This is a genomic window from Mangrovibacterium lignilyticum (genome assembly GCF_010882175.1).
In the GTDB taxonomy this organism is placed as follows: domain Bacteria; phylum Bacteroidota; class Bacteroidia; order Bacteroidales; family Prolixibacteraceae; genus Mangrovibacterium; species Mangrovibacterium lignilyticum.
Window position 1 is genome coordinate 1,373,318 of sequence record NZ_WKLH01000002.1, and the last position, 21,052, is coordinate 1,394,369.

Consider the following 21,052-nt stretch of genomic DNA (forward strand, 5'->3'; position numbering starts at 1 on the left):
CGTAACATGTGACTGCGATTAACCTGACTCGTTATTTTTTCGTCAAAGCACTAAATCCGGACGTTGCAATATAACAGGCATCTGATTGGACCGACTTACCCGGATCACCTCCGTTTTCAGATCAGTGTACAATGATTATTAATGAAGTGGTAAGTGCATTCAAGCATCCGAAAAGCCCACCCCCATTACATTAGTCCAAATTCAACGCAACGCCTGCAACTAAAAATAGCATCATCCCTTGCCGAATTCAATCCTCATTTTTGATGATTTAAGCTGTCATTTCACAATTTATACACGTTATAATCTGCCTGTTATACAAGCCAAAAGAAAACGATTTGATTGTAATCCGATAAAAAATGAACCGCTATAAAGAAGAGCAGTCGTATGTGCCATCTGAAGGGTTTTTGTATTTTAGGGCAAATTTTGATCAGCAATGAATTCAGACACGGCAAAAGAAAAAATTGAGGCGTTGCGCCACGAATTGGAAGAGTATAGCTACCAATATTATGTGGCGTCAAATCCCACCATCAGTGATTATGAGTTTGATATGAAGTTGAAAGAACTGGAAAAGCTGGAAGCAGAATTTCCGCAGTTCTTTGATCCAAATTCGCCAAGCCAACGCGTGGGAAGCGACATCAACCAGGAATTTGTTCAGGTAAAACATCAATACCCGATGTTGTCGCTTTCAAACAGCTATTCTGAAGACGAACTGTCTGATTTCGATCAGCGCATCAAAAAATTGACTGAAGAAAGCTACGAATATGTTTGCGAGTTGAAGTTTGATGGCACTTCGGTGAGCCTGATCTATGAAGATGGAAGCTTAGCCCGTGCTGTTACCCGCGGCGACGGAGAAAAGGGCGACGATGTAACTGGCAACGTTCGCACGATCAGAAGCATTCCTTTAAAATTGAAAGGAACAGATTACCCGGGCAATATTGAAATGCGGGGTGAAATTTTGTTGCCTTTTGCTGTTTTTACAAACTTGAATCAAGCACGTGAGGAAGCGGGCGAAATGCCTTTTGCCAATCCGAGAAATGCTGCTTCAGGAACATTGAAAATGCAAAATGCATCGGAGGTTGCCAAGCGTAAACTTGATGCTTATTTCTACTATCTACTCGGTGAGAATTTGCCGGACGATGGCCATTTTGAGAGTTTACAACATGCCAAAAAGTGGGGATTCAAAATATCGGAGCACACCCGGAAGTGTGCCAACATTAATGAAGTCATCGACTTTATCCGGTATTGGGATACCGAACGCTTTAACTTGCCGGTAGCGACCGATGGAATTGTTATCAAGGTAAACTCACGCCGTTTACAAAACAACCTGGGATTTACGGCAAAATCGCCTCGCTGGGCTATTGCCTACAAGTTTAAAGCCGAGCAGGTAAGTACAACGCTGGAGTCTGTCAGCTTCCAGGTTGGACGTACCGGAGCAGTTACTCCCGTGGCCAATCTCACCCCAGTCTTGCTCGCCGGAACAATCGTGAAACGCGCCTCATTGCACAATGCCGACATCATCGCAAAATTGGATTTGCACCTGGAAGACTCCGTTTATGTTGAAAAAGGCGGTGAAATTATTCCGAAAATAGTCGATGTAAACGACAGTCTCCGGAAACCGGACGCGCAGCAAGTCGAATTCATCAAAAATTGCCCGGAGTGCAACACCGAACTGATTCGCAGAGAAGGTGAAGCGGCTCACTACTGCCCTAACGAAACTGGCTGTCCGCCTCAAATTAAAGGAAAAATTGAGCATTTCATTAGCCGACGTGCCATGGATATTGATGGGTTAGGACAGGAAACCATTGAACTCCTTTACCAGCAAGATTTGATACATAACGCTGCTGATTTGTATGAATTGAAAGCAGAACAACTCATCCCTCTGGAGCGTATGGGGGAAAAATCGGCCGAACGTATTCTGAAAAGTCTCGATGAATCGAAAAAAGTCCCCTTCGAGCGGGTCTTGTTTGCCTTGGGGATTCGATTTGTGGGCGAAACAGTAGCCAAAAAGCTAGCCCAGAAACTGATCAACATTGAGCAACTCAAAGCAGCAAGTCTGGAGCAATTAATCGACATTGATGAAATTGGTGGCCGAATTGCGGAGAGTGTGATGGCCTATTTTCAGGACGAGAAAAATGCCACGCTGGTCGAGCGACTGAAAGCGCAGGGACTTCAATTTGAATTGGATCAATCTATTTTGAACGAACGCAGTCAAAAACTGGAAGGACTCAGCATCGTTATTTCCGGAACATTTGAAAAACACTCGCGCGACGAGCTAAAGGCAATGATTGAGAAAAATGGCGGGAAAAGTGTCGGTTCGATTTCCAAGAAAACTTCCTACCTGTTGGGCGGAAGTAACATTGGACCGTCTAAACTCGAAAAGGTGGAAAAACTAGGGATCCCCATGCTCAGCGAAGAAGAATTTCTGAAAATGATCGAATAGACTAAGCCGGCATCCGGCATTACGAATTATCAAGGCAAAGCCACTGAATGCTTTCGATTTATCAAGACAAAAAGATTTTACCGATTACTTTTTAAAAGATCAGGTTTTAATCACAAACAAATTCTTATTTTTGCGCACGTTATATGGGACTAAAAAGCAGATTAGTTTACTGGCAGCTTGGACGTTTGGAAAAATCCAGAAAACGCACCAGGAAATTCATCAATCTAAACCATGCGCAAAGCGTGGGAATTATATGGAGCGAGAATGACCGGGCTGCTTTTGAAATGCTGAAGAAATACTTGGACGAACGAAAAATTAAAAGTATCGATCTTTGTTATTCGGACGAAGACAGAGCCATTACTTTTAGCAATAAAGATTTTTCGTACATGGCTAAGACTAAAAATCAGGCAGTCAATGATTTTATCAATGAACGCTTCGATCTGCTTTTCGATATCAGTCTCTCAGACAGTCTTGCGGTACAAATTGTCCGGGCGCTTTCGCTCGCATCGTTTAAAACCGGTTGGAGTTTAGCCACTCCCAACTATTTCGATTTCAGCATTGATATCAGCCAACGCAGGGATGCCTACTTTTTGGCAGAACAGCTGATTCATTATTTAAATGAAATAAAATAAACAAAATAAAGCATGACACACCTTTTTAAAGGCGCAGGGGTTGCCTTGGTCACCCCGTTCAAAGAAGATTACTCGGTTGATTTTAATTCCCTTGAAGATTTGGTTGAAGAGCAAATTAAAGGTGGCAGCGACTACCTTGTTGCTTTGGGTACCACTGCTGAAACTCCAACACTAACCGCTGATGAGCAAAAAGAAGTGGTTAACTGCATCAAATCGAAGGTAAATAAACGGGTACCTGTTATGCTTGGTCTCGGAGGAAATGATCCTCAAAAAGTAATAAAGACTATCAACGAAACAGACTTTGACGGCATTGCCGGAATCCTTTCTGTAACACCTTATTACAATCGCCCCGCTCAAGCAGGACTGATTGAACATTATAAATTGATCGCCAAGTCATGCCCTGTTCCGGTCGTACTGTACAACGTACCATCACGAACCGGAATCAACATGGAGTCAGCAACTTCAGTTGCCATTGCCAAAGCATGTCCCAATGTAATTGCTGTAAAAGAAGCATCGGGCGAATCTTCGCAAGTGGCTAAAATGGTCAAACACGGACCCGATCATTTTGCCGTGATCTCGGGTGATGATGTGTTGGCCTTACCGGTAATTGCAGTAGGTGGAATTGGTGTTATTTCGGTAATTGCCAATGCGATGCCTAAGCAATTGGCCGATTTGGTTCATTTTGCCAACGATGGAAAATTTGCTGAAGCACGTGAGTTACATCTGAAACTGGTCGATATGTTGAAACTTATTTTCCGCGAAGGAAACCCTGCCGGAATCAAAGCCCTGATGGAAATTATGGGCAAATCAACCAGTGTCGTACGCTTGCCGCTTTACCCGGCCAGTCCGGAACTTCGGAAGGATTTGGAAGACGAATTGAGACGGATGCTTTAAATCCCGAACAACGCTGAAAAGAAGTAGAGGCCATTGGAAGCAGTTGGGATTTTTCAACTGTATTCAATGGCCTTTTATTTTTTAATCTTTATTATTGCTTAATTTGGAAAACCGATTTCCACAATAAAAACGTTTTTAATATGAAAGTTGAATTCCCGGAAATTCCCTCACCATGCTTTGTTTTAGAGGAAAACCTGTTGCGCAAAAACCTGCAGTTAATTCAGTCCGTTTCTCAACGAGCCGGAGTTGAAATTATATTAGCGTTCAAAGGTTTTGCCATGTGGAGTGCTTTTCCCATTGTGCGGGAATATATTTCGGGAGCAACAGCCAGTTCGTTGCACGAAGCTAAATTGTGTTTCGAAGAAATGAAAACCGAAGCGCATACCTACGCGCCAGTTTATGATCCGGAAACCTTTCCGGAGATCATTCAACTTTCCAGCCACATCACCTTCAACTCGCTTAGCCAATACGAGCGTTTTTATCCCTTGATTCAGGAATCGGGGAAAGACATTTCGGTGGCTCTGCGCATCAACCCAGAGTTTTCTGAAGTTGAAACCGAGCTTTACAATCCCTGTGCTCCCGGCTCGCGGCTCGGCGTGATTGCTGAACAAATTGGCGACGAACTTCCTGCTGGAATTGATGGTCTGCACTTTCATACATTGTGTGAATCCTACTCTACCGACCTCGAGAAAACCTTGGCTTCAGTCGAGCAGAAATTCGGCAAATTCCTGAAACAAGTCAAATGGCTAAATATGGGAGGTGGCCACCTGATGACCCGAAAAGGCTACAATATTGATCATTTGACAGAGTTGCTGAAGGGATTGAAAAACCGTTACCCGAACCTGCACATCATCATGGAACCGGGAAGCGCTTTTGCCTGGGAAACCGGATTCTTGAAAGCCAGTGTTTTGGATTTGGTTGAAAATAAAGGCATCAAAACTGCCATGCTCAATGTATCGTTTGCGGCCCATATGCCCGACTGTTTGGAAATGCCTTACCAACCACGCATTCGTAATGCCGAGTTTGGTCCTGTAAGCGAAAAACCAACCTATCGGATGGGAGGAAATACTTGCCTAAGCGGCGACTATTACGGATACTGGTCGTTTGGTGAAGAGTTGGAGATCGGCGACAATCTGATTCTCGAAGATATGATTCATTACACCATGGTGAAAACTACTTTTTTCAATGGCGTGGAGCATCCTTCAATCGGGATGATCAAATCTGACGGAACATTTCAACTGATTCGGAAATTTGGGTATGAAGATTATAAAGGAAAATTAAGCTGATCGGCCAGACACCCGGGATAAAGCCTTTTTCCTTATTCTCTCATCAAAATAATAGTCCATCAATAGGTCTACTTGTTGTGTGTGTCTCATCAAATTCAGGAAATAAATCAACGTTAAAGCAATAACCATCAATCCGGCATAAAACAGGAATATAAGTTCCCAGGTCATATATTGTTTTAACTGCCCCATAAGCCAGGCCCCAAACGAAAGTCCGAGGTTCGAAATAGCCATATAAATCGTAAACTGTGTGGCAGCAACGCGTTTCCAGCAAAGCTGCATGGCGATGGCGAAAATGGCGATGGTGACAAAAGTATCGAGGGTGTAAAACAGGATGAAAAATCCGCTTACGAAGCTTGAATTCGTCCAGTAAAAAGAGAATACCGCCATTGATCCAACTATTAGCAGTAGGGTGAAAACGAAAATTGTAAACATCCTTTTCTTCCCAAAAAAATCAATCATTACACCGGCAACTCCCATTGCCAGAAGTCCCGATATCATTGTCGTTGTTGAAAATACGCTGGAATAATGCACATCGGACCATCCCAACTCCTGAACGGTGAAAACAGGTAAAACCGCATCAATCAAACCGCGACCAATCGCAAATACAAATGCTGTCAAACCCATCAGGATGCTGGCTGGAAGGAAAGTTACCTGCAACACACTTTTTACAACTGAGTTCCAATCTTTCGTATTTAAATAAAGTGCCTCGGGTGAAACCTTTCCCGGCGACCACGGGAACCGTTTTTCGCACGATCGCTCCTTCAATACCAAAGGCACAAGCATAACCAGGCTAACAACACCAGCCAATGTAAAAATTGTCCAGAAATACCCCCTGTTTACGATCATAAAACCGGTTGCGGCGACTGTTGCGGAAATTCCAATGGCCTTGGCTCCCCACATTAATCCGTTAGCCCGAGCCTGTTGTTTTTGTGGAAGTAAATCAACTGCCATCCCATCGATCGCTATATCCTGGAAGATGCTGAAACAGCTCAGGGCAAACCCAATAACCATCAATAAGGATAAATTTTGGAGCGGTTCATTGACTAAAGACAAAATAATCAATCCGACCACCAGACCGGCCTGCCCGAACAACAACCATGGCTTTCGTCTCCCCATACACAAATATGAAAACCGATCGATAAACGGAGCGACAAAAATTTTAAGGCTCCAGGGAAGCCCTATAACTGCGATGAAACTTCCGATTTGCATCGGAGTTTTGCCGTTCATCGCAAACCATGCGGGAAGGGAATACCATAATAATCCTTGTGAAATACCCTGTGCAAAATAGAGTGCTGTAAAAGAGAAATATCTCAAAAGCGCATTTTCGGAAAGTGAGGGTATCGATACTTTCCGGGAATAACTTCCTACCATTGACACCATGCCTGTTTAGTTGAAGGTCAAAAGAATTCATCCACCGTATTATGTCAAAACCATATAAGAGAATAATCCGAATTCCATTGATCTCGAATTATTTTAAGCGCTGCAATTTCAGACATAAAGGTACGATATTGTATTGTAAAAATGCAAGTACATTAATTTTTATTAACAATATATTTATAATTTGATCGCTCAAAATCGACTAAACATCAATAAAAAAGGGCAGATCAGGCTCACTGCCTTCTGCCCTCTTTTCTGATTATTTTAGTAAAATTCATTTTGATGGACGTAATACGCGAACCGGATCTGCCGGTTGCGGTTTCAGTTTCACTCCCTTTGTTTTGAGTAAGTCCAAAGCGACCTCAACTGCTTTTTCCAACTGCGGATCGTGCCCGCCAATAACTTCTTTTTCTGTTTGTTCCATCGTTACATCGGGCGCCACACCTTTGTTTTCCACATCCCACTCGCCATCGTTGTTGTAGAAGCCTCCGCGAGGCGCTGTGATCATACCATTATCAATCAGGTTTGGCACATCCCAAATACCAACTAATCCGCCCCATGTTGTCGTACCGACAAGCGGCCCAATTTTCCGGTATTTAAACATGTAAGGCATCATGTCTCCCCCCGATCCGGCCATTTCGTTAATGATCATAACCTTCGGCCCCCAAATTCCCGCATTTGGCGCTGTGAAAGGCTGACGATCGCCAATCGGGTTATTGAAATAGCCCAGCAAATCGCGGGCAAGCAGGTCGACAATATAGTCTGCAATAGAACCGCCTTGATTGAACCGTTCATCGAGAACTGCACCTTTTTTATCTTTCTGTGCGAAGTAATAGCGATTAAAATTATCGTACCCGGCGTTTGACGTATTTGGCAACCAGACATAAGCTAATTTCCCGTTTGATAATGAGTCTACCATTCGACGGTTTCCTTCGACCCAATCCAGTTGGCGCAATTTACCCTCGCTTGAAACCGGGACAACGGTAACTTCGGTCGCACCATCCATCTTGGGTTGATCATTCACGGACAGAAAAATTTGCTTGTCGGCAGTTTGGTCAAAATGAGCGTAGAAATTTATAGAAGCATCGATCGGCTGCCCGTTAACTGCGACAATGTACTGCCCTTCTTTGACATTTAAGCCCGGTTGGCTCAATGGCGCTTTTACATCGGGATTCCAGCTTTCACCATCGTATATCTTCTCAATTTTGAAATGATTGTCGGCCACTTCGAGATCGGCCCCCAGTAACCCAACCGGCACACGGTCAACCTCAGGGAAGTCACCACCTCGAACGAAAGAGTGCCCAATGGAGGTTTCACCGCCAAGAATATCGAGGATGTAATTCAAATCGGAGCGATGACGGACAAAATCAACCCATGGCGAATAGGTATCGTAAGCCCACTGCATATCCAGTCCATGAACATTGTCGACATAGAAATAGTCGCGTTGAAAACGCCAGGCTTCCCGGAAAATTTGCTTCCACTCCAATTCCGGATCGACTTTCACTTTTATACCTTTCATACTAACAGTTTCATCCTCCGGCTTTGGCTTTCCTGATGTGGACGAAACGACCAGTTGGTTGTCGGTAGTCTGGTATAAAAATTTGCTTTTATCCGCCGATACCTCAAACCCCCTAATTCCATCTACGACTACTTCGTCCTTTTCGTCTTCGAGTTTGAACCGATTCAAAGTCAATCCTTTCTGTTCCGGTTTCCGTTCCGAATACAGAATAACCCCCTCCTCGGCTGCCTGTAACTCTTGATAATCTTTCACGGAGACAGGTAATGCCAGAATACGCTTTCCGATCCCGTCGAAATCAATCTTAACGGTCACTTCTTCCTCTTCACCATCCTCATCTTCATCATCCTCTTTCTCTCCCTTGCTCTTCCCTTTCTTATCCTTTTTCGTTTCTGAAACTGTTGTTTCCTCGTCCTCCTTTTTTATCTCTTCGTCATCACTTTCCGGTGCTAAAGGCGACTTTTCATCCTTCGATAAAACAACCAGGTAAATACCCCGATTAACAGGATGGTCGAAAGATGACATGTCTAACCACCCAACATTCATTCCATAATCAGTACTTGCCGAAAAATAAAGGTATTTGCCGCCGGCATCCCAAGTTGGCATCCTGCAATCCGACATGCCGTCAGTCAATTGAAACGATTTATTTTGTTCCAATGAATAGACAAAAATAGCTCCGTACTCATTCGTCAATCGTTTGGCATACGCAATCCATTTCGAATCGGGCGACCATTCCGGGTATATAATGTGCTCCGGATGCGCAAATCCTTCGTTGTCAATTTCCGCGATCTCCCCAGTTTCAACATTCAACAGCAACAGCGAACGGTTTTCGTTGTAAAAACTAATGTATTTTGAATCGGGAGACCAAACCGGATGATAAAAGAAAGTTGGTTCGTCGACGGTGACTGTTCGCTGGTTGTTTCCAAACTGATCGGCAATCACCAACTGGTATTCACCGGAAGCATCCGAGAACCAGCTAATGTGTTCCCCATCGGGCGACCAGGCTACAGCACGTTCAGCTGAAGCCGGCAGATTCGTCAAATACCGTGGACTTCCCTTATCAACCGGAACCGTTAGTATTTCGCCACGAGCGCTTAGGGCAACTCGCTTACCGGAAGGCGACAAACATATACTTTCAACAAATTTATCAGCGTCGACCCAATGCGGACGGGCCCAGGGAAAATCACCGGTTACGGTAATATGCAATTGTTGTGGTTCTCCGTCTCCAGGCACCCAGGTGTACAAATAACCACCATTTTCGAAAATCATCCGTTGATCGTCCCCTTTCAGATTCTTGCAATCAAATTCGTTGAAGAAAGTCTCTTGTTTGAGCGCTTTCGACTCCGTATCGTACGACCAAATATTCATGCCATAATCACGATCCGACAAAAAATAGATTATCTTCCCCATCCACACCGGGTTGATATCGCGGGTGTCTGTCCATGGTAACTTTTCAACCTCATAGGTTTTCATATCAAATATTCGAAGCGGCGTATTTTGCCCTCCCCGATAATTGCGAAACTCATCTTCCCAAGGAAAGTTCTTTTCAAAAACAAAAGAATGACCATCTGGCGAAAAAACCCCATTGATGGCCTGAGGAAGTATGAAACGCTCGGGAGTGGTTCCACTTTCAGACACTTTCCACAATTGGTTCGGGAGTTGAATAGGCATTTGGACACGTGATGATGCAAACAACACTGAATCGCCCCCCGGAGTCCAGCAAACAGCTCCGTCGTAACCGGGATGCCAGGTCAGCCGCTGCGGCGTGCCACCTGTGACAGGGATGATATACACATCTGTATTCCCATCGTATTGCGCAGTAAACGCGATCTTTTGACCATCAGGCGAAAAAACAGGATCTGTTTCCACTCCCTCAAAAACCGTCAAACGAAACGATTTGCTGCCATCCAAGGACGACAGCCATAAATCGCCACCATACTCAAAACATACTTTATTACCACTAATTGCGGGACTTCTTAACAAACGAGTGTCCTCCGAATAGCCTTTAAAACTGAACAACACAAAAGCCAAAAGCATTCCGGGAAAAAATCTAGTTGAAAATTGTCTCATAGGATTTTCGTTTTATGTAGTTTATTTTTATTTGATACTGATAAATTCGGCAAGAACCGATGTCCGACAAAAAAACAAAGCTTGCTGTTAACTAATAGAACAACAATAGAATCCCCAAGTTACAACTAATTGAACAAATCTATGCTTCACTTTATATATGAAAACCAATGTCTTTCATTCGAAAACAGATGAATCAACTCCTTCTGGTTCTTTCTGTCCAGATTAAAATATCTTTGTGCCCGGGTCTAAAACGTTACCGTAGTCGGAAGAAATAATTTGAACAATGCCTAAATAGCGAATTTCTCCGGCCTTGAACCCAAAACCGGTTAAACTAATTCAGCCCTGATCTGTTTTGTGGGGTGAACTAGTCAAATTAGATAGAACAGCATTAATCGCAACATGGAAAACACGAAACAACGGAAAAAGATTTCAATGGCCGCACTGCGGAAAACACTTCGACTGTATAAGTTTATGAAACCATACAGAGTCGAGTTTTTCACCGGCCTTTTCTTCCTGTTTATAACCAGCTTAGCCACCTTAGCTTTTCCAAAACTTTTAGGAATACTGGTCGACTTAGGGACAACCGGACAATCACAACACGAAATCAACCATGTTGTATTGATGCTGGCAGGAGTATTAACATTACAGGCCATTTCCAGTTTCATCCGAACCAACATGTTTGTGCGGGTGACTTCGAAAACGCTTGCTGCAATTCGGCAGCACACCTACAGCCACCTGATTCGCTTGCCGATGAGTTTCTTTTTGAAACGCCGGGTTGGCGAACTCAACAGCCGTATTTCATCCGACATTTCGCTGCTTGAAGATACGCTAACGTCAACGGTCGCCGATTTCTTACGAACTGTCTTGATCATCATCGGGGGCGTCACATTCCTGTTTTTCATTTCTGCCCATCTGACGCTCTTTATGCTTATGGTGTTGCCGGTCATTGTGATTATTGCCATTATTTTCGGGCGATTCATCAAAAGTTTTTCAAAAAAGGTTCAACAAGGCGTTGCAGACTCAAACACCATTGTCGAGGAAACCCTCCAAGGAGTTCAGAATGTGAAAGCTTATGCCAACGAATTTTTCGAGATTGGTCGTTACACAGAGAAAACAAACCAGGTCGCGTTGACAGGCATTCAAGGCGGATGGTATCGGTCGTGGTTTTCGGCCTTTATGATTGCCGGAATGTTTGGAGCCATGCTGGCTGTAATTTGGAGAGGTACCAGCATGATCGCAACCGGACAAATCGACGCCGGGCAGCTGTTTTCATTTGTGTTGTATACAGCCTTTATTGCCGGAATGATGGGCGGACTGGCTGATGTTTATGCCCGCCTACAAAAAGCGATCGGTGCCACAGAAAACCTGTTGGAAATTCTGGATGAACCAATTGAAAAGGTTGAGCCACAAACACCCATAGCCCCGGAAAACCAACTGGAGGGTAATATTGAATTCAAGCAGGTTTCATTTCGTTACCCCAGTCGGCAGGATGTTGATGTCCTTCAAAATATTTCGGTTAAAATTGAAGCCAACCAACAAATCGCACTTGTAGGCCCCAGTGGAGCGGGAAAATCAACCATTGTGAATTTGTTGATGAATTTCTATGAAGCCTCTGCCGGAGAGATTCTTTTTGATGGCAAAGACATTCGCACAATCCCGTTAACTGCACTACGTCAGCAAATTGCCGTAGTGCCTCAGGATGTTTTTCTATTTGGCGGCACCATTCGTGAAAACATCGCCTATGGATGCCACAAGGCCAGCGACGAAGAAATTATTGAAGCAGCTAAAAATGCCAATGCGTGGTCGTTCATTCAGGAGTCGGCTAATGGGTTGGAGAGCATTGTTGGAGAGCGGGGCATTCAACTCTCAGGCGGTCAACGTCAACGGGTTGCAATTGCCCGGGCAATGCTAAAAAACCCTCGGATCCTCATTTTGGATGAAGCCACTTCGGCCTTGGACTCTGAATCGGAACGCCAGGTACAGGAAGCTTTGGAGAAACTGATGAAGGGACGCACATCCATCGTGATTGCACACCGTTTATCAACGATCCGGTCAGCCGATCAGATTTTAGTGCTCGATTTTGGGCAAATCATTCAGCAGGGTACTCACCAGGAATTGGTTGAAGATATTTCAGGTCTTTACTACACCTTGAGCGAACTGCAGTTTACCAGCTAAGAACACGTCGAAACGAGAAGAGAATAAAGTCTACTTTGATCCTGTAATTTTTAGCAACTTTTCCCATTGTGCAAACAGTTGTACTCAAACTGAAGTGTCACGTGGGTAATGAAAAAATCGTGATGTAATATTTCATTCATTTCCGCATCAATCGATTTTGTTTCCGAGAGTTGCAGATCCGAATCCAACTCAACATGTGCTTCAAAATGAATGGAATGATCAGTCAATCGCCAAATATGGATGTGATAAACCTGTTTCACACCGTCCATCGTTTCAAGTGTACTTTTCACTTCTTCCGGGTCAATCGAAGCCGGAGTAAACTGCATCAATATTTCAGTTGACTCTTTCAGCAATTTGAAAGTATGCACCAGCAAATAAATACTAATCAACAAGGTGACTAACGGGTCAATCCAAGTCCATCCCCAAGCCCAGATAAAAACTGCCCCCACAATAACAGCCAGCGAAGTCAGCGCATCGCCCAGCATATGCAAATAAGCCGCTTTGATATTCAGGTTATGATGATGATCATCGTGCAACAGAAAAACGGAGAATCCATTGGCAAAAAAACCAAGAATCCCCAGTCCAAGCATCCATTTATAATCAACAACCTGTGGGTTTGCAAACCGGTCAACAGCTTCAATCATCAGGTAAAAAGATATCGCGATCAACACCAGCGCGTTGATGAAGGCGGCTAGAATCTCGGCTCGTTTGTAGCCAAATGAATGCTTAGCTGTTTTTTCGCGATGCCCCAAACGATCAGCGATATAAGCCAGCAAAACCGCCACGCCATCGCTCAGGTTATGAATCGCATCCGAAATCAAAGCCAAACTGCCACTAATAAGCCCTCCAATGATTTGAGCTACAGTTATGACAATATTCAACAAAAAGGTTATCCCTAATCGGTTATGCGAATGATGGTGATGATGTGCGTGATCGTGTCCCATAATAAATCTTAGTTTGCCGTCTCTTTAGATTTGAAAGTACTTAAATAAACCAGCCGGATTCGTTTTTAAACTTCCCGCCGGGCCAAAGTTCAGAATTTATTTATAATACGTATAAATAACAGGCCAAAATCGACTCACATTTTCGCTGCTTTTTGGGCGGTATCACATTTCTGTTTCCAGACTACGTTCGGGCAACTATATTTGTAACTCAATATGAACTCAATGAAAATAAGTTTTATTCTGGTTGAACCGGCTGTACCGGAAAATGTCGGAGCTGCGGCACGAGCCATGAAAACCATGGGATTTTCGGACATGCGCCTGGTCAATCCCTGCGATCACCTGAGTGATCCGGCTCGGTGGCTGGCACACGCTTCGAATGACATTCTCGAAAACGCAACCATTTTCCCGTCGTTTGAAGACGCCGTCAAGGATATCGATTTTATTATCGGGACATCAGCCAAACAACGATTGGTGAAAGAAGACTATTACTCGACCCGAGATTTAGTACCGATCATTGAGGGCAAAGGAGACACTGTTCAACACATTGCCATTGTTTTTGGCCGCGAGGACAGCGGTTTGCGAAACGAAGAATTGCGCCGCTGCGACTTGGTCAGCACAGTGCCGCTGCAAATCACCTACCCAAGCCTCAACCTCGCACAAGCTGTCATGCTGTATGCCTACGAACTTAGCCAACTGCAACAAAAAGAACCGGAAACGAACAAAGCTGAGATCAACGCTGAAGGTTTTAGAGCTTTAAAACAAAAAAGCAGCGAAATCCTGTTAGCACTTGATTTCAAAGAAGATTCAGCCATTTACCCCCGAATACTGGAACGTTTAAACCTGTTGGGAGAAAGCGATATTCACCTGCTCCACTCCGTTTGTAATAAATATTTTGCGAAAATGGACAAAGACTGATGCAACATTCGGCAAAGGCAGATCGTCTTTCAATCAGAATAAGCGGATAAACCTTGGAAACACAGTATAAAAACATACATCAGGACATTATCGACCAATGTCGGTTGGGAAGCCGCGAAGCACAGTTTCAGCTGTATAAATTGTACTACAAATCAATGTACAACACCAGTCTGAGAATTGTTGGCAACTCGGCCGACGCCGAAGATATTATGCAGGAATCGTTTTTAAGTGTCTTCAATAAGTTGGACAGTTACCAGGGAAAAGTTAGTTTCGGCGCCTGGCTAAAAAAAATTGTGGTGAACCGTTCTTTGGATTATTTAAAAAAACGCAAGGTGGTTTTCGAGGAGATCAACGAGCGGATAATGGAAGAAAAGCCGGATCCCCGGATGGAGATTCGCGAAATCGACCTAAACAAACTGAAGAAAGCAGTGATGCAATTACCGGAAGGCTACCGGGTCGTGCTGAGTCTTTACCTGCTGGAAGGCTATGATCACGACGAAATTGCGGAAATTCTGAATATTACCAATGTTTCGTCACGAACACAACTGCTACGGGCCAAGAGAAAATTGCGGGATATTTTAGTACAGGACGAACTGTTTTCCTTCAATTAAGTGGAATGTAAAAACAAAGTTATGAATGATTTAAACGACATACTGGAAAAAACCATTCGCGAGAACAAAGCGATCTTTGAGGAAGATGCACCGGAAGGTCACTTCGAACGTTTTGAGCAACGGTTGAACCAACTGAAAATTCGCCCGCTGAAAAACCGCAGGAAATTGTATCTGCAGATCGCTGCAGCAGTAGCTTTTGCACTACTACTGGGCAACCAGGTTCACATGTACCTGCAGGTTCCGGAGGTGCAGCCAGTAACCCTGGCCAGCGTTTCGCCCGAATACGGAGAAGCTGAATTCTATTATACATCAGCCATTGATCAGGGAATGCGCCATTGGGAAAAATTGACAGCAGACGGTGTTATCACTCCGGACGAACAGGAAATGATGCAACAGGAAATAACCGAATTCGATGCCACATACAAACGACTGCAGAAAGAGTTGGCTGCCAATCCCGAAGACGAACGGGTGATCAACGCCATGCTCGAATTGTATCAAACACGGTTGAGCATCATCAACCTGATTATTGACAAGTTGGAAGAAATAAAAAAACAAAAAACAAATAGTTATGAAAGCGAAATTTAAAATCCTCATCGTTCTTTTAGCGCTGCTTCCGTTTAGCTTAAAAGCGGAAGAGTTTACCAGGAACGTACACAAGGGCTATTTAAACTCTCAGATTACAGCTCTTGATGTTAGCAATAAGTTCGGAGCCATTGAAATCAACGATTTTGGCGGCGACTCGGTAACAGTTGATGTAATCATCACCGTTGAAACAAACAGTGAAGACCGGGCAGAGAAGCTGATGGACCTGATTCAAATTAACATCAACCGGAGTGGTGGTGTGCTGAATGCTCAAACAGTGATTAACGACGATTTCAAATCGAAACAGAACTTCTCGATCGATTATAAAATCAACATCCCCAAAGACCGCAACCTGACTGTGGCCAATAAATTCGGAAATGTAGCCGTGCAAAGCCTGGAGGCAGCCGGAAATTTCGACATTGCATACGGCAATATGACTGCCGGAACACTGAATGCACCCGGTGGTGATGGCATCCTGATGGAACTGTCGTACGGAAAAGCCGATCTTGAATCGGTGAATAAAATGACTGGTGAAATCAAATACTCGAAGGTCTTTATCGGGCAAGCTGGAGATTTAAACCTGGAAACTAAATATTCCGGATTAAATGTCGACGAACTGAATTCACTGAACCTGGAATCGAAATATGACGGGGTGAAACTGGGACGGGTCGGAACCGTTATCGCTGAATCGAAATACACCAATTACACGCTGGATGAACTGAGTAAGGAACTCTCTATTGATACAGAATATGGTTCGGTTCGCGTCGGCCGTGTCCTGCCCGATTTCAGCCAGATACAGATTACCAACAGCTACGGTGGCATTTCGCTGGGTATGGACGACCTGTCGTACCAATTGGATGCCAGCTGCGACTACTGCGATGTGAAATATCCGGTAGATGATTTTCAAGGCAACCGGGCCAAAGATAATGCGAGCCTGAAAGTTCAGGGAAATGTAGGGACTCCAACCGGAGCCCAAAAGGTAATTATCAAAAGTCGCTACGGCGGAATCAAGCTAAATTAGCAAGTTCTACCCTAAAACATAAAACCGCAAGTACCGCACTTGCGGTTTTTTCGTATTTTAGTCATCGAGTGGTATGACTAAAAAGCTTCACATTATAAGTTTTAATATCCCCAGTCCGCCCAATTACGGCGGAGTGATTGATGTTTATTACAAGCTTGAATCCTTGCATCGGGCCGGTATCGAAATATATTTGCATTGTTTCGAATACAACCGCCCTCGGGATCCTGAGCTGGAAAAGCTGTGTCACAAAATTTTCTACTACCCGCGGCAAACCGATTTCAAAGCACAACTCAGTGTACTTCCCTTTATTGTAAAAGGACGAAATCATCCTGAACTGCTCCAAAATTTGCTTTCGGTTACCGCGCCCATTCTATTCGAGGGTTTGCACGCTTGCTATTTCCTGGTGCATCCGTTGCTGGGAGCCTACAAAAAAATCGTCCGGACACATAACATCGAACACCAATACTATTTCAATTTATACAATTCGGAAACAACCTTTTACAAACGGTGCTATTATGCCATTGAGAGTCTTCGCTTAAAACTATTCGAGAGCAAATTGAAGCACGCGCAACACATCCTGGCTATTTCCGAAACCGATACCACCTATTTTCAGGATCAATTTGAAACGGCCACCTTCATTCCTCCTTTTCACCCGTTCAGGGAACTAAGCTGCGAAAAGGGTTATGGCGATTATGTGCTGTTTCATGGCGATTTAAGCGTGACCGAAAACCAAAAGGCCGTGAAATATCTCATTCGGAAAATATTCTCGGAAATCACGCTAAGTTTTATTATTGCCGGCAAAAATCCGCCCGAGTGGCTGGTAAAGATGGTAAAGGATATTCCGCACATTTCACTGGTTGAAAATCCTTCGCGCCAAAAAATGGATCAACTGATTCACGATGCACAGATTTGCCTGATTCCGGCCTTCCAATCATCCGGCATGAAGCTGAAATTGCTGGCTTCGCTCTTTGGCGGCAAACATTGCGTAACAAATTCAATCATGGTTCAGGGAACAGATTTGAAAAATCTTTGCCATATTGCAGACACGCCGCAGGAAATGATTCAGACAATCCAAAAGTTGATTGAGCTTAAATTTGATAAAGAGGACATCCACCGGCGAAAACTAAAATTAGAAACATTTTACTCCAATGATGTTAACGCCCAAAAGATTATTGAGCATTTGTAGCCTTCTTCTACTCTATTTACTACCTGCAAACAGTCAGGCCCAAGCATACAAAATCGACGTCAATATACCTGCCTGCCGCGATAGCCAGTTAATCGTTGCCGGTTACTATTTTGGTGGTCTGTTTGTGAAAGACAGCTTGCAACTCGATGCGAACGGTCGGGCTGTTTTTAAAGGCGACAAGCCATTGGACCAGGGAATCTACCAGCTGTACATCAACAAAAATACCCAGTTCGATTTTCTGGTGGGCAAAGATCAGCAATTCAGCATTACTGTTCCACCCGGTTCTCAATCAGCACAGGTGAAAGCTGCGCCCGAAAGCGAAAATTTTCAGGCTTACATCGACTACCTGGGCAAGCAAAAGAAACGATTTGCTGCACTCTCGTCCCAACAGGGAAGGCTGAAAGATCAGCCTGATTCGTTGGATTTGGTGAAAAATAAAATTAAAAAGCTGGATGAATCGGTGAAGAAATACCGTTTCGAGGAAGGACAAAAGAATAGCGCATTTTTCTTCGGGAAGGTGTTGCTGGCCAACCACCAGGTTGAACCGGACGAATCACAGATCCCCGCCAAATACACAGCAAGCGATTCACTCAAATGGGTGTACGAATATAATTTTCGCAAAACGCACTACTGGGATTATTTCGATTTAGGCGACCTGCGCCTGTGGCATACTCCGTTTGTGAAAGACCGGCTGAACGAATATTTCAACCGGGTGCTGCTGCAAAATCCTGACAGTGTTTTGCCCGAAGCCATAGCCACCATCGAAAAGTACCGCGATACGCCCGAGTTGTACCAAAACCTGACTTCCTTTTTGGTGAACAACAGTATCCAGTCGAAAGTAATGGGCATCGAAAATGTATTTGTAGCCCTGGCCGAGCGCTACTACCTGAGCGGTCAGGCCACCTGGGCTGATGCCAAAACGCTGGAGAACATTCAGCGCGAAGTAGCCCTGCGCAAACACAACCTGGTGGGCAACGAAGCACCCGAACTGCTGCTCGAAGATGCCGATGGCGAGTTTCACAGCCTGAAACAAAGTCCGACACCATATACCTTGCTGGCTTTTTGGGAACCCGGATGCAGCCATTGCAAAAAGGAAATCCCCAAGCTGTACGACGAGCTGTTTCTGGCAGCCAGACCGTCGCAACTCTCCGTTTATGCGGTTTATACCATGACCGACAAACAGGAATGGACCGACTTTATTACCGAACACGAATTGAACGGTTGGGAAAACCTCTGGGACCCCAAGCAAATTTCGGACATGAAACTGCTGTACGGCGTACGCACAACCCCGTCGCTCTTCCTGCTCGACGAGCACAAAAAAATCATTGCCAAACAACTGGATGTCCCCGCCATGAAACACCTATTGAAAGTACTGGGAGCCATGCAGTAGCATTACGATTAGCCCTGGTATTTCGGTTTCGGACGATGCGAATTCGGGAGAACAGAACGAACGCCTGTTACAAACAAACCAAAGTATTTAGCTGTTAAAAATGAAAAGTCGAAGCTATTTTGACCAGTAATCAGGATTGGAATTTCAGTACTGGCAACAAATCGAAGTAGAAATTAACGCACAGAAAGAAGTGGAAAAGTATGCCTATGAAAACAGATAAATTTACAAGCTTACGATACCGGCTCATGGAAACGGAGACATGGCCGTTGGAATACATGTTTAAATTCATCACCCCAAACAACGAAGGAAAGGTTGATGAAATAAAATCGCTGCTACCCGCAAACGGACGGTTTTCGTTTAAACATACCGCAAACCTCAAGCATGTTTCAATAACCTGCGTTGCAGAAATGGAAAGTGCGGATCAAATCATTGAGATCACCGAAAAAGTGGACCAGATTGACGGGGTGCTGATTTTGTAGCCCGTCAAAAGCTTATTCCTTATTCCGGGCCTTCTTTTCGTAATGGGACGCGATTAGTAAAAACATCACAACTAAGCCGGCCGCTACCGACATGATTTGCATGACTGACATATGCTATTGGTTTAAGGTTTAAATCGATTGCCGCACTTCCGTCAAGTGCTTTCGCAAAATAAGGAACAGCTTTCAATATCCGTTTTCCAGTGATATGCTTTGCGGCAGCTCTCTGTTAAATGGCTATCAAAAGCGGTGGAGACTTCAACCGAAATGAGAATACGCCATCCAACTCCCTGGAGCACTCATCCGGAATCGGATGAAGGGGCTTCAGATCTCAAGGGAACATTCCTACTTCAAAAATATGTTCCCCAACACAAAAATTAAACAAAAGTTCTATTGAATTTAACAATAGATGGTGATAACTTGCATAAGACAAAAAGAATTTTGTCGCGTTAAATAGGTGAAGCTTCCAAACTGTTTATGACAAAATTGTGACATTAGGTACCGGCGTTAAAACAACAGCACACGTACGTCGAATAAAAAAAAATTACAAGTGGGCGAATAGATATCGCCGCGTTTTTCATTTGATAAGTTGTTGAATTTCGGTTTTTTTGACGGGCTGCGATAGTAAGCAGCCCGTTTTTTGTGTTTCAAAACGGAGGCAATGCCTTGCTTACAATTCCCAACAGCCCTGTTAATCGCCGGAGCAGTGTCCAAATTTGGGGTTTCGAAGTTGCGGCTACTTCTTCATCAAACCGTAATAGTAAAAATATTTTTGGGGAACTTCAGATGTTTCGTACGAAACCATCAAGCCGGTTGGCAGCGGCGAAATCATCAGGGTCAAACTAAACTCACCTTGTTTGACAAATTGAATGGAGTAAGGCGACTGGGTACTGAAACCAGTCACTTTATAAAAACATTTTTGGCTCCGTCCGCCATAAAAAAACAGGGTCGCCAACTCGTCGGCTTCAAATTCAATTTTATAAATGCTATTCTTTCGAATCACCTCGTCGCTCAGAAAAGGATTGAAACTGATGATGCCCGACTGGAAGGGATCGCCGGAAATTTGAACCGGATTGAGAAACAGATCCCAGCTGCCCTGCAACTCGTCCTCCGATTGCGGGAATGAAGCGTTGCTTAACGCCGAAACCAGAATACCGGCATACACCTCTTCACGAATTTGCATCGCGTTGATTTCATGTTGCAAACCGGCAATCGAGTCCAGCAGCATTCCGTTGGTTTTCGGAAAACCGGCCTTATTGGTTGCCTGCTTCGCAATAACCCGATCCAGTTCGGCCTGAACTTCCATCAGCGGTGTCCCCGAATCAATCCCGTGAAGCATCAGCTGCCGGACGTGTTCTTCAAATTGAATGTATTTCCCGATTTCGTTCTGCAGACTGTCATTAACCAGCATCAGACTGTCAACAGCATTCAGAATCTCTCTCCTGGTCTGGGCGAACGTGGCCGCGAAAGCCAACACCAGGATTACAAGGATCAAAATTGATTTGAAAGACTTCATAACCTTTTGATGACACGGTGA

At 44.2% G+C, this 21,052-nt stretch carries 16 protein-coding genes; 12 read left to right on the forward strand and 4 right to left on the reverse strand.

Annotated features, from left to right (window positions below):
- The first annotated feature begins 433 nt into the window (after positions 1 to 433).
- The 4 genes from ligA to nspC all read left to right on the forward strand — a co-directional run bounded on the left by ligA (position 434) and on the right by nspC (position 5,252).
- A complete protein-coding gene (gene ligA / locus GJV22_RS12615) occupies positions 434 to 2,440 on the forward strand; it encodes an NAD-dependent DNA ligase LigA (protein WP_163713879.1) in 2,007 nt (668 codons plus the stop codon).
- A gap of 143 nt (positions 2,441 to 2,583) precedes the next feature.
- A complete protein-coding gene (locus GJV22_RS12620) occupies positions 2,584 to 3,072 on the forward strand; it encodes a DUF6913 domain-containing protein (RefSeq protein WP_163713882.1) in 489 nt (162 codons plus the stop codon).
- 12 nt (positions 3,073 to 3,084) lie between these two features.
- Positions 3,085 to 3,966 (forward strand): 4-hydroxy-tetrahydrodipicolinate synthase, encoded by an 882-nt coding sequence (gene dapA / locus GJV22_RS12625; protein ID WP_163713885.1) that lies wholly within the window; start codon positions 3,085 to 3,087, stop codon positions 3,964 to 3,966.
- Between the two features lie 140 nt (positions 3,967 to 4,106).
- A complete protein-coding gene (nspC, locus tag GJV22_RS12630; RefSeq protein WP_163713888.1) occupies positions 4,107 to 5,252 on the forward strand; it encodes a carboxynorspermidine decarboxylase in 1,146 nt (381 codons plus the stop codon).
- On the opposite strand, the gene GJV22_RS12635 is transcribed toward nspC, so the two are convergent.
- Positions 5,244 to 6,632 carry an MFS transporter gene (locus GJV22_RS12635; protein WP_163713890.1) on the reverse strand — a complete coding sequence of 463 codons (1,389 nt, stop codon included), beginning with the start codon at positions 6,630 to 6,632 and terminating at the stop codon, positions 5,244 to 5,246. The genes nspC and GJV22_RS12635 overlap by 9 nt on opposite strands.
- Positions 6,633 to 6,903: 271 nt before the next feature.
- The gene (locus tag GJV22_RS12640; RefSeq protein WP_238480329.1) at positions 6,904 to 10,215 is read right to left on the reverse strand and encodes a S41 family peptidase; all 3,312 of its coding nucleotides are present in this window, start codon (positions 10,213 to 10,215) and stop codon (positions 6,904 to 6,906) included.
- Between the two features lie 471 nt (positions 10,216 to 10,686).
- On the opposite strand from GJV22_RS12640, the gene GJV22_RS12645 reads away from it, so the two are divergent.
- Positions 10,687 to 12,390, forward strand: a complete 1,704-nt coding sequence (locus GJV22_RS12645; RefSeq protein ID WP_205461858.1) for an ABC transporter ATP-binding protein — start codon at positions 10,687 to 10,689, stop codon at positions 12,388 to 12,390.
- Between the two features lie 50 nt (positions 12,391 to 12,440).
- Here the strand turns inward: GJV22_RS12645 and GJV22_RS12650 are convergent, their stop codons facing one another.
- Positions 12,441 to 13,334 carry a cation diffusion facilitator family transporter gene (locus GJV22_RS12650; RefSeq protein WP_163713898.1) on the reverse strand — a complete coding sequence of 298 codons (894 nt, stop codon included), beginning with the start codon at positions 13,332 to 13,334 and terminating at the stop codon, positions 12,441 to 12,443.
- A gap of 222 nt (positions 13,335 to 13,556) precedes the next feature.
- Between GJV22_RS12650 and GJV22_RS12655 the strand changes: the two genes are divergently transcribed.
- The 7 genes from GJV22_RS12655 (at position 13,557) to GJV22_RS12685 (ending at position 19,518) form a co-directional block, all read left to right on the forward strand.
- Positions 13,557 to 14,249, forward strand: a complete 693-nt coding sequence (locus GJV22_RS12655) for a tRNA/rRNA methyltransferase (RefSeq protein WP_163713900.1) — start codon at positions 13,557 to 13,559, stop codon at positions 14,247 to 14,249.
- A 53-nt stretch (positions 14,250 to 14,302) separates the two neighbouring features.
- A complete protein-coding gene (locus GJV22_RS12660; protein WP_163713906.1) occupies positions 14,303 to 14,860 on the forward strand; it encodes an RNA polymerase sigma factor in 558 nt (185 codons plus the stop codon).
- 21 nt (positions 14,861 to 14,881) lie between these two features.
- On the forward strand, positions 14,882 to 15,445 hold the full coding sequence (locus tag GJV22_RS12665) for a hypothetical protein (protein WP_163713909.1): 564 nt from the start codon (positions 14,882 to 14,884) through the stop codon (positions 15,443 to 15,445).
- On the forward strand, positions 15,429 to 16,463 hold the full coding sequence (locus GJV22_RS12670) for a hypothetical protein (protein WP_163713913.1): 1,035 nt from the start codon (positions 15,429 to 15,431) through the stop codon (positions 16,461 to 16,463). Before GJV22_RS12665 ends, GJV22_RS12670 begins: the two co-directional genes overlap by 17 nt.
- A 73-nt stretch (positions 16,464 to 16,536) precedes the next feature.
- Positions 16,537 to 17,649, forward strand: coding sequence for a glycosyltransferase (locus tag GJV22_RS12675; protein WP_163713916.1), 1,113 nt, complete (start codon positions 16,537 to 16,539; stop codon positions 17,647 to 17,649).
- Positions 17,612 to 19,039 carry a TlpA disulfide reductase family protein gene (locus tag GJV22_RS12680; protein ID WP_163713919.1) on the forward strand — a complete coding sequence of 476 codons (1,428 nt, stop codon included), beginning with the start codon at positions 17,612 to 17,614 and terminating at the stop codon, positions 19,037 to 19,039. Before GJV22_RS12675 ends, GJV22_RS12680 begins: the two co-directional genes overlap by 38 nt.
- Before the next feature lie 206 nt (positions 19,040 to 19,245).
- A complete protein-coding gene (locus GJV22_RS12685) occupies positions 19,246 to 19,518 on the forward strand; it encodes a DUF493 family protein (RefSeq protein WP_163713922.1) in 273 nt (90 codons plus the stop codon).
- Between the two features lie 733 nt (positions 19,519 to 20,251).
- Here GJV22_RS12685 and GJV22_RS12690 read toward each other — a convergent pair.
- Positions 20,252 to 21,031 (reverse strand): hypothetical protein, encoded by a 780-nt coding sequence (locus GJV22_RS12690; RefSeq protein ID WP_163713923.1) that lies wholly within the window; start codon positions 21,029 to 21,031, stop codon positions 20,252 to 20,254.
- Positions 21,032 to 21,052: the final 21 nt, after the last annotated feature.

Excerpts from the sequence above, each read along its gene's own strand:
- ligA (WP_163713879.1), top strand. The coding sequence starts at position 434 with ATGAATTCAGACACGGCAAAAGAAAAAATTGAGGCGTTGCGCCACGAA.
- GJV22_RS12620 (WP_163713882.1), top strand. The coding sequence starts at position 2,584 with ATGGGACTAAAAAGCAGATTAGTTTACTGGCAGCTTGGACGTTTGGAA.
- dapA (WP_163713885.1), top strand. The coding sequence starts at position 3,085 with ATGACACACCTTTTTAAAGGCGCAGGGGTTGCCTTGGTCACCCCGTTC.
- nspC (WP_163713888.1), top strand. The coding sequence starts at position 4,107 with ATGAAAGTTGAATTCCCGGAAATTCCCTCACCATGCTTTGTTTTAGAG.
- GJV22_RS12635 (WP_163713890.1), bottom strand. The coding sequence starts at position 6,632 with ATGGTGTCAATGGTAGGAAGTTATTCCCGGAAAGTATCGATACCCTCA.
- GJV22_RS12640 (WP_238480329.1), bottom strand. The coding sequence starts at position 10,215 with ATGAGACAATTTTCAACTAGATTTTTTCCCGGAATGCTTTTGGCTTTT.
- GJV22_RS12645 (WP_205461858.1), top strand. The coding sequence starts at position 10,687 with ATGAAACCATACAGAGTCGAGTTTTTCACCGGCCTTTTCTTCCTGTTT.
- GJV22_RS12650 (WP_163713898.1), bottom strand. The coding sequence starts at position 13,334 with ATGGGACACGATCACGCACATCATCACCATCATTCGCATAACCGATTA.
- GJV22_RS12655 (WP_163713900.1), top strand. The coding sequence starts at position 13,557 with ATGAAAATAAGTTTTATTCTGGTTGAACCGGCTGTACCGGAAAATGTC.
- GJV22_RS12665 (WP_163713909.1), top strand. The coding sequence starts at position 14,882 with ATGAATGATTTAAACGACATACTGGAAAAAACCATTCGCGAGAACAAA.
- GJV22_RS12670 (WP_163713913.1), top strand. The coding sequence starts at position 15,429 with ATGAAAGCGAAATTTAAAATCCTCATCGTTCTTTTAGCGCTGCTTCCG.
- GJV22_RS12675 (WP_163713916.1), top strand. The coding sequence starts at position 16,537 with ATGACTAAAAAGCTTCACATTATAAGTTTTAATATCCCCAGTCCGCCC.
- GJV22_RS12680 (WP_163713919.1), top strand. The coding sequence starts at position 17,612 with ATGATGTTAACGCCCAAAAGATTATTGAGCATTTGTAGCCTTCTTCTA.
- GJV22_RS12685 (WP_163713922.1), top strand. The coding sequence starts at position 19,246 with ATGAAAACAGATAAATTTACAAGCTTACGATACCGGCTCATGGAAACG.
- GJV22_RS12690 (WP_163713923.1), bottom strand. The coding sequence starts at position 21,031 with ATGAAGTCTTTCAAATCAATTTTGATCCTTGTAATCCTGGTGTTGGCT.